This is a genomic window from Prosthecobacter sp., from assembly GCF_044222565.1.
Taxonomy (GTDB): Bacteria; Verrucomicrobiota; Verrucomicrobiia; order Verrucomicrobiales; family Verrucomicrobiaceae; genus Prosthecobacter.
The window spans coordinates 1-12,922 of sequence record NZ_JBGANA010000037.1 but is presented as its reverse complement, the minus strand read 5'-3'; the positions used below and the strand labels follow the sequence as shown (position 1 = coordinate 12,922).

Genomic DNA, 12,922 nt, shown 5'->3' with positions numbered 1-12,922 from the left:
GGCTTTTTTCGCGGAGATTGACTTAGATGGGATGGGTCAAGGATGTATCCGGGCCTCTGGAATGGCGTGTTTTTTATTTCTTCTTTTTCTATGAAAATGAGTCGTGTGCTTTGGCTGGGTGTGGTGCTGTGGGTGGCGGGGTGCGGGAGGTCGGAAAAGGAGGAGACGGCTCCTGCTCCGGCTCCGGCGGTGGTGAGTGCTGATGCGGCGGCGGACGGAGCGGCACGGCATGAGGACGCTAATGCGGCCCCGCCTGCCAGGCCGGTGACGGCGGCGGAGAGTGCTGCTGCCGCTGCTGCGGCCCATGCGCCCATGACTGAAACGGCGCCGCAGCCGAAGCCGAAAGCGGGACCGGAGCTGGTGCTGACGCCGGAGCTGGAGAGTGCGGTGGTGGTAGTACGGGTGGCGGTGCCAGGGACGATGATGCGGGAGCACACGGGGGTGATCCTGCAGCGCACGGTGTTTGCACCTGCGGTGACGCCGGAGTCGAAGCGGCGGTATGTGGCAACGGTGATACCGGGATTTGATGAGGCGGCGCTGGGGGCCAAGGACTGCCGGATTGCGGTGCTGCGGGAGAAGGTGGACAAGGACACGAACGGCTTACATCTGGAGTCTGATCCGGCCAAGGTGGTGAGCTTTGACGCTGCCACCCATTTGGCGGTGCTGATGTTTTTTGAGGAGTTTGCCTATGGGATGGAGGAAGGGGCGCTGGAGGTGGCTGACTCGGCTGCGATGACGGCCGCCAATGGAACAGCGGAACCGGTATGGCTGCTGGAGGGGATGGTGAATCAGGATAGCATCCAGGATGATAATCTTCAAAAGTACGAGGGCACGCAGGCGGACATGTATGGCATGTCGGTGACCGGGCTGGTGGATGTGTTCCTGCTGCGGGCAGAGCTAACGGAGGGCGAGCTGCGGCTGGCTCCTGGCCAGAAGCCGGTGCGGGGGCCGCTGTCGAATTCCCAGTGCCGGACGCACGTGTCTGTGGTGATGGGGCGGGACGGCAGGCTGCTGGGACTGGCACGACCGCTGGCGGCGCCGGGGCTGCAGGCGTTTGACCGGCTGAAGGTGCCGAACGTGGTGGCGAATGAAATGAGCTTTGCGATCGAGAGCGTGGAGTTTCCGGAAAGGGACGGCTTGTACCAGAACCGCGGGCTGATCCCGATGAAGGTGAAGGGTGTGCTGAAGGATCCGCTGAAGGAGTTCAGCATGTCGAAGGTGGCGGTGCGGACTCTGGCGAGGCCGGAGGATTTCACACCGGCGGCGGATCTGGGTGCGAACCACCCGGCGATGGAGCGTGACGGGGAACTGTCCGAAGGCTTTCTACAGCCGGACGGGACCTTCTCGGTCACGCTGGAGATTCCACCAGGAAAGGATATTTTCTACCATGCGGTGCAGCTTGAGCTGCGGCGGCTGAATGGTGAGGTGGCCTTTCGTACGGCGCCTTTCATGGTGGCGACGAAGGTGCGAGGAGCAAGTCTGTACTCTACTCTGGCCGGGGTTCCCGGGGCGGCTGCGGTGGCAGGTGCACCTGCGCCGGGTGGGGAACCAGGCATGCCGCCAGGGGTGGTACCGGTGCCTGCTGGCGGGGCGGCAACGGCTGCGGCGGTGATGGGCGGGCCGGTGGAGCTGACGACGGAGAGCAACATCGTGATGGGGGTGCCGATCTGCGAGGGGCGGGAGGTGCTGCTGCGGCTGGAGGGCGCGCCGCACTGGAAGCGGCTCTCCCTGTCGGAGCGGAAATGGCTGCCGCTGCCAGTGGCACAGGAGGAGCTGAGCTACTGCATGCTGGCGGGAAACAAGGATGCGATCTTTGTGCTGGACCCGGGCCGCGGGGAGCTGCGCCGCTACGCTGCGGGTTCGCTGGCGCTGGAGAAGACGGCGCGGATGCCGCCTAGCATGACCTACTATAACGTGGCAGCGGGCTGCCTGACGGATGACGGGCCGGTGGCGGTGCTGGGGAACCTGGGCGCGCTGGCCTTCGATGCGCGGGAGCTGACGCCGGAGCTCTCTCCGAGTCTGTGGGGTGAGCACGATGCGAGGCTGGACGTGAAGTATGTGTACCAGGCTGCGGGAGACGGGAGCGTGGTGTGGGGGCGGGATCCGAAGGAGCGGGGCTTCCTCCACACGCGCTTTAGATACAAGGGGGTGCTGAGGGGCTTTGGCAAGGAATTAGAGCCCGAGCCGGTGGTGGCGCAGATGGTCGGAGCGCGACCGACGGCGGGGCCGGGTGTGGTGTGGACACGCCGGGAGGGGGACTCGGAGGTGGCTGCGCCGCTGACGGCGAGCGCGTGCTACTACAAGGTGAGCGAGGCGGAGATGTCGAAGCAGGGCGCGCTGATGACGCAGGCGCGGTGCAGCTTTTACAGCTTCTATTCGGATGAGCCTTGGGCGGTGGTGGATGTGCCTGAGGCGCGCGATGTGCCGCTGGGGAAGTGGGGGACGTTTGACCAGCGGGTGTGGCTGGATCCTCAGAGCCTGACGTTTGCGCTGTGGCATGCGGACAGGACGATCACGCTGCGTACGCTGGACAAAGCGGCGCTGCCGCGGCCGGCGCTGCCGGTGCTGCTGAACTACCCGGACTGCCATGTGACTGTGGCGGGGGGCTTTCGCTTCAAGCCGCTGGTGCTGGGAGGAAACGGGGTGGTGACGGTGGAGGATGGGCCGGCGGGGCTGAGAGCAGGGCCTGATGGCACGCTGGAGTGGCAGCCGCCGGCGGAGATGTCCGGGCGGCATGCGTACCTTTTCCTGCGGCTGGCAGACAGCATGCCGGGGCAGGGCGCGCAGGTGAGGATGGAGCTGCGCGTGGACGGCCGACCGCCTGCGGTGGCTGTGTCTGCGAGCCTGAAGCGGGCGACGGCGGAGGTGGCGGCGGCGGAGGCTGGCAGCGGCAGGGTGGGTGTGCCGGTGGTGCCGCTGACTTCCCACTTTTACACGAGCGACATTCCCATCCAGGAGGTGCTGCCGGGGCTGAACGACTACATGGGGCTGCTGCTGCATGACAGGACGCTGCGGCTGATTTCCCTGAAGGACTGGAAGGAGGCGGGGAGCCGCGCGCTGCACACGAACGCGGCGGCCTTTATGGCGGGGGATGTGGTGTTCACGTACAACAACATCACTCGTGAACTGACGCGCCACTCGCTGCCAGATTTTGCGGTGACGCACCAGCATACGCTGCCGAAGGGCGCGCGGCTGAAGGGGGTGGCCGTGGGAGCAAAGACGGCGGGGCCGGTGACGCTGGTGCTGGAGACGGAGGTGCCAAGGCCGGCACGCGGGAGAATCCCAGCCGGGACTGAGATGGAAACCTCTGTCCTGATCCTGGACAAGGAGACGCTGGATGCCACGCGCTGGGCGCAGTACAAGCCGGTGTTTGACCCGGCGAAAAGGGACTTGTTTAATCCGCAGCCGCATCTGGCCTGGTTTTCCCACGAAAAGGATCTGCCTGTAAAGGTGCCCGCCTCGGCGGACGGAAGGCTCGTCCACTTTCCTAAAGGGGTGCTCATGATTACGCCAGGGCTGACGGTGGACTTTTTCTTTCAGACCAATATCATGAACCAATTCGGCTTTCGTGACAGGCAGCTGCCGAGTGCCACGCCGACGGGGGACCGGGTGTTTAACGATGGAGAGATGTGCCTGGGTGGCGATCTGCCGAGGCTCAAGATCGGCAGCGGCGCGGAGGCGACGCTGAGCAGCTGCGGGGACTACGTGGCATGTCTGAAGTCTGACAATGACGGACTGGACCTATGGCAGGTCCGCCTCTACTCGGCGAATGACGGGCACCCGCTGCTGGGCCTGGCGGGAGTGGAACTGCTGGAGCTGTACGATGGGGAGGCTGACTACAAACGCCAGCGGCTGACGGCGATGGGGGAAAAGAAACTGCTGACGGTGCTGAGCCGCGGGGGCTTCCAGCTGCAGGGGATAGACGTGGATGTGGCGGCGGCGTGCCAGGTGGTGGCGCCGGCGGCTGCGTATGTGACCTCCCACCCCTTCCCCATCGTGGCGGAGGGGCGTACGCTGGACTACCAGATAACGGTGAACCAGCCGAAGGCGGTGAGCCGGTACGAGCTGCGGGATCCGCCGCCGGGGGCGCGCATCACGCCAGAGGGGCACCTGACCTATCAAACGCCGGGCCAGCTGAAGGAATCAAAACAGGAGACGATCTCCATCTTGATCCATTTTAAAAGCGGGGACGTGGGGCTGCACCAGTTCCCGGTGTATGTCATCGCGCTAGGTGCGAAGGCGAAGGGAAAGTGAGGAATGAGGAAACCCAGATGACGAATGACGCAACGATAGCCGAACGATACAAGGCCGAAGAGTGGCGATGTGCATTCAGATCGAATGAGACGATTGTTTGCGCTCGGGGCCTGCTTCCAAGAACTGTCCTGAGATCCACCATTTCTTCACGAACGCGCTTAGCCACCCCTCCCAAACTCCAACGCCTGAGCCGCCTATGACTCCCCTGCCCCGCTGCTTTCCTGTTTCTGCTTTGCGTGCCTGCCGTGTGCTGGGGGTGCTTTCGCTGCTGTGGGTGGCGGGGTGTGGGCGGAAGGATGGGGTGGTGCCGGTGGTGGAGGCTGCCAAGGAGGAGAGCGGCGGCGCAATGCCGCTGCCCGGGGGAAATGGTGCGGAGATGAAGGGGGGCGAGGCAACGCAGCAGGAGTCCACCGCCATGCCGAAGGCTAAGGAGCAGCCGGCCGCAGCGCCGCTGGTGCTGTCTCAGGAGCTCGAAAACGCGGCGGTGGTGGTGCGGGTGACGGTGGCGCAGACGCTGTCGCGTGAGCAAACGGGAGTGCTGCTGCGACCGGAGAGCTTTGTGCAGAGTCCTGTGCCTGGGGAGAGCCACAGACGGCTGGTGGCGGTGCTGCTGCCGGCCTACGATGAGGCGGCGCTGAGAGATCCCGGGTGCGTGATCCATGTGCTGAGGCGGAAGCTGGATGATGATGGCAGGCCCTTTGTGATGAGGTACCCCGGCGCTGTGGCGCATTTTGATGCGAAGTCGCACGCGGCGGTGGTGCAGTTTTCGGAGGAGTTTGCCTACCGGCTGGACGGGGGCGTCTCTCAGGGACCGGATGCAGGCGCGGCCGGACTGTACCTGCTGGCAGCGGGGTACGAGATGCCACCGACGGGGCAGCCAAAGCCGAGGCTGCCCGTGCTGAACAGGAGGATGGGGGCGAAGACTGAGCCGTCTGGCGCGGCCACGGAGGGCACGGTGGGGGTGACGCTGCTGCCAGTGCGCCTGCAGGAGGGCACGCTGCGCCTGGAGCCTGAGACCCTGGCTGCTGTGCCACGGGTGCGCGTGGCGGTGGTGCTGGACTCCGAAGGACGGCTGGCTGGCCATGCGAGCCGCAAAACGATCGCTGAGGAAAGCTGGACGCTGCAGGCGGCGGTGGTGCCGCCGACGGTGGAGGAGCAGCACCTGCTGTATGTGCCGGAGAGTGTGGATACAGGCGTGGTGCAGAAAGGCACGTCTGGCCCGGGCCAGTACCTGGTGAAGGTGAAGGGGCTGCTCAAAGATCCGATGAGGGAGCTAGGCAGCATGCGCGTGGCGGTGCAAACCCTGCCCACGCGGAGGTTTCCGCTGGCGGCGGATGTGCGCAAAAACCAGCCACCCATCTCCCACAGCGAGTCTTTTCTCCACGTAGCCGCTGAGAAGGACGGGAGCTTCCACTTCATGCTGCGCCTGCCAGAGAACGCGAAAAACGTGTACCAGTTGGTGCAGCTACAGCTGATGAGGAGGGGCAGCTCATCGAATGATGAGCCAGCCTTCCATGCCGCTCCGTTCATGGTGGTGACTGCGACGGACGAGGCGGGATCCCGCCCGGAGGTGCTGGGGCTGGGAGGTCTGGCCGGGGCGGCGGGCGGGGTGGCGGCAAACACGCCCGGTGCGACCCCATTGAACACGACTGCACCAAACTCGACTGCACCTGGTAAGGCGGTGAGCGCTGAGGCTGCGGCGGCGGTCGGTGGCAAACCTGCGCCGCTGGTGCCGACGACGAAGAAGATGCTGACCACGGAGAGCCGCATCGTGTATGGGGTGCCGATCTGCGAGGGGCGGGAAATGCTCCTCCGGCTGGAGGGCGCGCCGCACTGGAAGCGGCTCTCGCTGGCCGAGGGAAAATGGCTGCCGCTGCCGGGTGCTGCGGAGGACCTGGCACTGTGCCACCTGGCCGGAAACAAGGAGGCGCTCTTTGTGCTGCACCCCGGACTGCGGGAGATCCGCCGCCACCATGCGGGGACGCTGGCGCTGGAAAAAATGGAGCGTCTGCCGGATGGCATGTCCTACCAGGGCGTGGCAGCGGGCTGCCTGACGGCGGCAGGACCGGTGGCGGTGATGACGGATGCCGGACCGCTGGCCTGCGATCCGCACGAACTGCGGGTGCAGCCCACGCCAAACCTGGAGAAAGACCCCGCCGGGAAGCTGCCGCCTGAGTACACCCTGCATTCTGCCGGAGACGGAGGCGCGGTGTGGGCCTTCCTCCACGGCAAAAACGTGAACGAAGACCGCGAACGCACCTGGCGCTATGATGATGCGGTGGTGGGGTACAGCCAGGTGCTCTCGACCTACCTGCACGGGCACCCGATGGGCCGGCTGCCCACCATGACGGCAACCGCCCCGTGGGACCGCCAGGTCCCCGGGACGGATGTGTGCGGCTGCCTGAGCAACAGCCCGAATTTTTTCCTCATTTCAGGAAACGGAGGCGAGTACGGCCCACGCCCAAAGGGCGCGCCACGCTGCACACTCTACTCCCGCTACGTGGATGATCCTTGGGCTGTGGTGGAGCTGCCCGAGGCTGGCGATGTGCCGCGGGAGGAGTGGCGGACCTTCGAACACCGGGTGTGGATGGACACCGCCAGCCTGACCCTGGCCGTGTGGCATGCGCCGCGGGGCATCTCCCTGCATACGCTGGAAAAAGCGGCGCTGCCACCGCCGGCGGCACCGGTGCTGCTGAACTACCCGGACTGCCATGTGCCGCGTGGAGGCAGCTTCAGCTTTACCCCGCAGGTGCTGGGCGGCGGCACCGTGGAGGCTGCCGTCTCCACGCCGCCGGAAGGACTGACCGAGGGCGCTGGCGGCACGCTGCACTGGCAGGTGCCACAGGACATGCTGCCGGAGTATGTGTGCTTTGGCCTGAAGCTGACGAGGCAGGGGCAGGGCTCGTGCGAGGTGCCGGTGCAGCTCCGCCTGGGCGGACAGAAGCCGCTGGTGGCCGTGTCTCCGAGCCTGAGCGGGCCCGCTGCAGAGAAGGCTGTGGCGGACCTGGGCCGCAATCAAAAGCCCGGCATGCCGATGGTGCCGCTGAGCTTCCGCCACCACTTCAGCAGCAGCCCCATCGAGCGCGTGATGCCGGGCCTGAATGATTACGTGGCGCTACGCCTGAGGAATCGCGCACTGGTGCTGCTCACGGTGAAGGACTGGCAGGTGGCAGGCAGTTGCATGCTGGCGGAGAAAGACTGCACCTTCATGGCGGGAGATGCGGTCTTCATTTACAATACGGAGACGCGCCTGCTCTCGCGGTATGCGGTGCCCGGATTCGCCGTGACTCACCGCATGCCCATGCCGGGCAAGGCGCGGCTCTTTGGCCTGGGCACTGGAGTGACGCCCGCCGGCCCGCTGACGCTGCTGCAGGTAGAGAAGGTGCCGATCAACAAACCAGGCTATCCCGCCGACATGATGACCGACAGGATCAGTGTGAAGGTGCTGGAGAAGCAGACGATGTCCCTGGGAAGATGGGCACCCTACAACTGCAACCTGCAAGAGCAATGGCGGCCGGAATCCATCATCGGCAGCCTGCTGCCGATGGATGCGCCGGCGCAGATCCCCTGCTCCAATGACGGCCGCCTGCTGAACTTCCCCCACGGGCTGGTCCTGATATCCCCGGGCGTGACGGTGGACTTTAACTACTACCGCAGCCCGCATGAGGTGGCGAACTGGGCCTCCTGGAATGTGCACCTCGGACTGGGCTCCGAGCCCGGTGCGGCCACCACCGCCTCGCCCATGGGCGGGCGAATGTTCATGTCCGGCCACATTTTCTTCAACAACTACCCCGCCTTTAAAGTCGCGGAGTGGACGACTCCCTCCGCGATGAGCACGTGCGGCAACTACATCGCGTGCGTGAAAACGACGACTGCCTCGCGCACGGTGCCGGAGACGGGGCAGGAGATCACGCTGTACTCCGCAGCAGACGGACGGCCGCTGCTGAATCTGGCAGGCCTAGATCTGCTGCGGCTGCGCGATGACATCAACGTCCTCGACCCCAGCGAATATGAAAAGTGCCCGCTGGTGACGGCGATGGGAGACAAAAACCTGCTGGTGCTGCTGAGCCGCGGGGGCACGGTAGCGGAGGCGGTGAACCTGGACTTTGAGCGCGTGTGCCGCATGGTGAATCCGGCCACGGCATGCACCACCTCGCACCCTGCTCCTGTGGTGGCGGAGGGGCGCACGCTGGAGTATCAGGTGACGGTGAACAATCCGGACGCCGTGAGCGGCTATGAACTGCAGGACACCACGCCGGGAGCCGCCATCACCCCCCAGGGACTGCTGACGTTTCAGGCGCCGGATGGTCTGGAAGAGTCCCAGCAGATCAAGATCTCCATCCGCATCCGCTTCACAAACGGCGAGACCGCCGTGCAGACTTTTCCCATCTACGTCATCGCTCTCAAGGCCGAAGCGGCTGCTGCGAGGAAAGCGCAGCAGGAGAGGGATGCTGCGATGGGGATCAAGAAGGCGTGATGGGGGCGTTTCATGATTGGCACCTCCATTACGCACTTGTTCCTCTTCCCTTTTTTTCTCCAGCCCTGCCTCCGCAGTCCCGATCCGCTTTGATGCCGCCATTGAGCGGGCGGTGCGGAACTGCGGGCGAAGTGCCTGGAGCGGAGTGCTTTTCCTTTTTTCCTCCCCTGCCCCCTTTTTTTCCTACGCTGCGGAGCGGAGCACGAAGGATTCGGTGACCTGCCAGTTTTTTGGGCCGGCGTAGATGACTTTTCCTTCGATGTCTGAGTTGTGCATGAGACGGACCTGCACGGCACGCATCTCGGGGGACTTGGGGTGGGGTTCGCCAACGGTGGGGTGGGTCTTGAGGACGAGGGGTTCGAAGGAGGGTTTCATGCGCTTTCCTATCGCATGAACCTGACTCCCGCGCTACCCGAGCGGGGTATCGGGGGTTCCCTGAACGGGGCGTAGGTGGGATGGGGCGGGAAAATGGCGGGATGAATGAATGTGGGATGAAGATTGCGCGTGAAAAGAGTGCTCGGCGCGTCCACTACGCGGCGGAGGCTGAATGTGGGATGCGGGGCAGCGGGGTTTTTTAGTGAGTTTATTAGGCTCTTCTACACAGCCATATGGGAACTTTGTTGATTTTTATTGACTTGGAAATGCAAATTCGAAATTCTCGCCGGGAACAGATCCTTTTTCTTATGCCTAATCCAACCATCAATAATACTCCGACGGATTCGAGAAGTGAAAAGAACATCAAGACTCTGCTGCCTCAGGTGCAGATGCTGGCCCGCTCTCTGGTGCATGCGGCGGCGGACTTGGGGATCACGATCAAGGTGATCTCCGGGTACCGCACCTATGCGCAGCAGGATGCGCTCTTCATGCAGGGGCGCGAGCCTCTGAGCGTGGTGAACAAGGCGCGCAAGGCGGCGGGCATGGATGAGATCTCCGCGGCGGACAACAAGAAGAAGGTCACGCCGTGCAAGGGCGGGGAGTCGAACCACAACTTTCAGCTGGCCTTTGACGTGGGGGTTTTCAAGGGGACGAGTTATCTGGACGAATCGCCGGCCTATGCGGCGGCGGCGGTGCTGGGAAAACAGCTCGGGCTGACCTGGGGCGGCGATTTTCACAGCAATGTGGACAAGCCGCACTACGAACTGAGGCCGCACTGGGCGGTAGGCATGTCTGAGAGCAGCATGCTGGCGGAACTGCGCAAGCGTGTGGCGGCGAAGAAGGATCTCTTCGCCTGAGGGCTGCGCATTCCCCTCCCCTGCTCCGCGATGATGAGCATGCGGCGATGATGAGCATGCCATGATCGTGAGCACGCCATGCTCATGACCTTGCGATGGGCATTAGCACGCCGTGCTCATGACTTTGCGATGGGCATGAGCTTGCGATGGGCATGAGCATGAATTTGCGATGGTCTTGAGAATGATGCGGGCTTGAGGTTGCGAATGTCTTGAGAAAAACACGAACACGACTAAGATCACGATCATGAGCGTGCCACGCCAGCCAGGCATCGAGCAGAGCCCGCACGGCAGCTCGTACACGACTTATGATTTTGCTCATGGGGCGGATCGCGAGCGGGCGGTGGCGGAGGTGCTGGCGGTGACGGCAAATGGCTCGTTCATTTCGCGCTCGCTGCTGGCGATCACGAACCGGGGGCTGTCGAAAAAATTTGAGACGATCACGGGGGAGGATGGGCTGACGTTTGGCATCAAAGATTTTACCAGCGGGGCGGTGCTGCCGCTGCTGCAGGTGATCCACCAGCAGGATGCGGGGGCGGTGGCGCGGGCTTTCGGGGCGGAGTTTGCGGCGAAGGTGCTGGATGCGCACTGGCTGAAGGCGCACACGAGCAAGTCGAACGACCAGGGGCTGATCGCCAGCCGGGAGTTTCGCGTGGGGCTGGATGTGCTGCTGTCTGAGCGTGCGTGGCATGGGGCGCAGCTGAGGCGCTACCGGGAGGAGTCTGTGACGCCGTCTGTGGCGGAGTTTGAGAGGCAGCAGTTCAGGCTGGAGTTCAGCCTGGCGGCGATGATCGGTGTGGCGAATTCCTTTGGCGCGGGCAGCACGACGGCGGGCAATGGCATGATCGGCCGGCTGCACGCGGCGAAGCTGGCGGTGGGTGGCGTGGATGATGAGGCGAAGATCATGCGCGCCTTTGTGCGGGCCTATGCGCTGCGGGATGCAAACGCGTCCCAGAAGGCGGCGACGGAGTCTCTGATCAAATTCGGCTTCGGTGAGGCGGCGGGATCGCTGCCGAAGCAGGACGCGCTCTCCCACAGCGGGCGCAGGGTGCTGCTGCTGTTTGAGATTTTTCCGTGGCAGGCGCAGCGGGAGTTTTCGAGTGTGGGCGACTTCGTGCTGGCTGCGGATGAGGGGGCGCAGTAGGTGGATGTGGCGTGCGGGAGATGGCGCAGTGTGGCAGGGCGTGAGCGCCAACTGGCTGGCGGTGCCGGGCGTGAATGGAGGTGGCGCCGGGCGTGGGAGATCAGGCCGGTTTTGGTCTAGACCAACTCTCAAAAATCTTGTCACATTGCCCGGGCGGCGGAGCGGCCCCATTGGCTGCGTTAGTCGCTTGCCTGTTATTCTTCAATAGCAGACGGCGCTCCCGCCTTGCCACTGGGGCCGCTGCGCTCGCCGGTTCAATAGGACAATCTTTTCGCGAACTGGTCTAATGCGCGGACTTGAGGCCGCAGCAGCCTTCGTTCATCCAGGCTTCGGAATGTTTCTTCGGCAGCGAGGTTTCCAATGTGCTTTCCTGCCCGCCCCACGCTGCGTGGGTGACTTTTCGCTCGGCGCATTCGGCTGGCTGCGGAATCGATTCCGCGCTTCTGGAGGTTTTGGGGATGAGAGATCGCATGGGTGATGAATGCGTTCTACTGAGCATCATCCATGCCAGCTGGGAGCGGTGCTTGGTGAAGGGAGGTTCACAGACGGGGCCGTCATGGCCCGCATGAGCGTTGAGTCCATCGGGTGGGATCTCTGTCTGTGGGGCGGGGCTTGCGCGATGGGGATGGGGTGGCAGTGTGGCGGGAGATGAAGATATGGCTCATGAATGCAGTGCTGGCCCTGTCGGTGCTTTGCACGCTGGCGGGGTCGTGGTGGCTGTGGGTGGTGCTGGGGCATGAAGAGCGCACGGTGGGCCGGCTGGTAGATGCGGGGGCGGTGGCGCGGGTGAATCACTGCCGGCTGCTGGGATCGACAGGGTACATGCGGGAAAATGATCACGTGTTTGAATGTGCTCTGGAGGATGTGCGGGCGGCGAACGCAGGCGGCATGGAATGGGGACGGATGGACCTTGCCGACGAACATGATGAGCAGCTTTTTTTGAGGGCCCGCAGGCTGATGGATCGGCACGTGCAGCCACCGGTGGCGTGGGACCAAGCGGAGGTCTGGTATGGAGACCCGCAAGGGCTGCTGGGGATGGCCTTTCGCGTGAATGCCGGAGGCCGGTGCTACGTGGTGCTGGAGGTGTTTTGAGTCCCGGGGGCTGGCGCCATTTACGCGAGGCACCGTGTTACAACTCGTCATCCAGATAAAGGCGCAGTTTGGGATTGGCTGCGGCGGCGGATTTGCGCAGGGCTTGCAGCTCGGCTTCGGTGGCTGCCATTTCGCGGATGTAGAGATTGGTGAACGCGGGGAGCTGGAGGAGGCCGGAGTCGCGCACGCCAGCGGTGGTGGTGGTGATGTCGTGCAGCCAGAGCTTGTTTAATCCGGGACACTGATGCGCGAGGTGGCGCAGGCCTGCATCGGAGAGGGGATTGCTGATAATCTCCATGGTGGTGAGATGCGGAGAAGAGGGGAAGGTTTCGCCGGTGATGAAGCTGTCTTTAAACCAGCCGGTGTGGAGATCGGCACCGGCAAAGCCTGCGAGGTGGGAGTCATCCATGGCGCTGTAGATGACCAGCAGGTCCTGCACGCTGCGGCGGTCCTGCCAGAGGGAGAGGCAGCCGTCCAGCCAGGCGCGGGAGTTCCGCCGGAAGGTCACATGGCGCACGCTGGCGTAATGCTGCAGGGCGGCGCCGGTGGCGGCGGGGGTGACTTTGCTCTCGTCCAGCTCCATCAGATAGATTTTCTCCGGGCTGCGCCAAAACCAGGCCTGGTCTGCGTGGGACCAGCGGTCCACGATGCCGCTTTCTACCATGAACTGGTAGTGGTGCCAGCGAGTGCGCAGCCAGAGAGCGGAGATGGAGAGCAGGAGCAGGA

At 64.0% G+C, this 12,922-nt stretch carries 8 protein-coding genes; 5 read left to right on the top strand and 3 right to left on the bottom strand.

Translation table 11 applies throughout. The features are described from left to right. Nucleotides 1-96: 96 nt before the first annotated feature. Both ACILSR_RS30980 and ACILSR_RS30975 read left to right on the top strand, forming a co-directional pair. Nucleotides 97-4,254, top strand: coding sequence for a hypothetical protein (locus ACILSR_RS30980; RefSeq protein WP_395753697.1), 4,158 nt, complete (start codon nt 97-99; stop codon nt 4,252-4,254). A gap of 196 nt (nt 4,255-4,450) precedes the next feature. Continuing rightward, the gene (locus ACILSR_RS30975; RefSeq protein ID WP_395753696.1) at nt 4,451-8,731 is read left to right on the top strand and encodes a hypothetical protein; all 4,281 of its coding nucleotides are present in this window, start codon (nt 4,451-4,453) and stop codon (nt 8,729-8,731) included. A gap of 183 nt (nt 8,732-8,914) precedes the next feature. On the opposite strand, the gene ACILSR_RS30970 is transcribed toward ACILSR_RS30975, so the two are convergent. Next, a complete protein-coding gene (locus tag ACILSR_RS30970; protein WP_395753695.1) occupies nt 8,915-9,106 on the bottom strand; it encodes a hypothetical protein in 192 nt (63 codons plus the stop codon). Nucleotides 9,107-9,414: 308 nt separating this feature from the next. Here ACILSR_RS30970 and ACILSR_RS30965 point away from each other — a divergent pair, with 308 nt between their 5' ends. Further along, nucleotides 9,415-9,963, top strand: a complete 549-nt coding sequence (locus ACILSR_RS30965) for a M15 family metallopeptidase (protein ID WP_395753694.1) — start codon at nt 9,415-9,417, stop codon at nt 9,961-9,963. Between the two features lie 244 nt (nt 9,964-10,207). Beyond that, entirely contained in the window at nt 10,208-11,104 is an 897-nt protein-coding gene (locus ACILSR_RS30960) for a hypothetical protein (RefSeq protein ID WP_395753693.1), read from the top strand. A gap of 283 nt (nt 11,105-11,387) precedes the next feature. On the opposite strand, the gene ACILSR_RS30955 is transcribed toward ACILSR_RS30960, so the two are convergent. Continuing rightward, entirely contained in the window at nt 11,388-11,576 is a 189-nt protein-coding gene (locus ACILSR_RS30955; protein ID WP_395753692.1) for a hypothetical protein, read from the bottom strand. 191 nt (nt 11,577-11,767) lie between these two features. On the opposite strand from ACILSR_RS30955, the gene ACILSR_RS30950 reads away from it, so the two are divergent. Further along, nucleotides 11,768-12,196 carry a hypothetical protein gene (locus ACILSR_RS30950; RefSeq protein WP_395753691.1) on the top strand — a complete coding sequence of 143 codons (429 nt, stop codon included), beginning with the start codon at nt 11,768-11,770 and terminating at the stop codon, nt 12,194-12,196. Between the two features lie 37 nt (nt 12,197-12,233). Here the strand turns inward: ACILSR_RS30950 and ACILSR_RS30945 are convergent. Then, nucleotides 12,234-12,922, bottom strand: a 689-nt coding sequence (locus tag ACILSR_RS30945; protein ID WP_395753690.1) for a hypothetical protein, incomplete at its 5' end; no start/stop codon positions are given.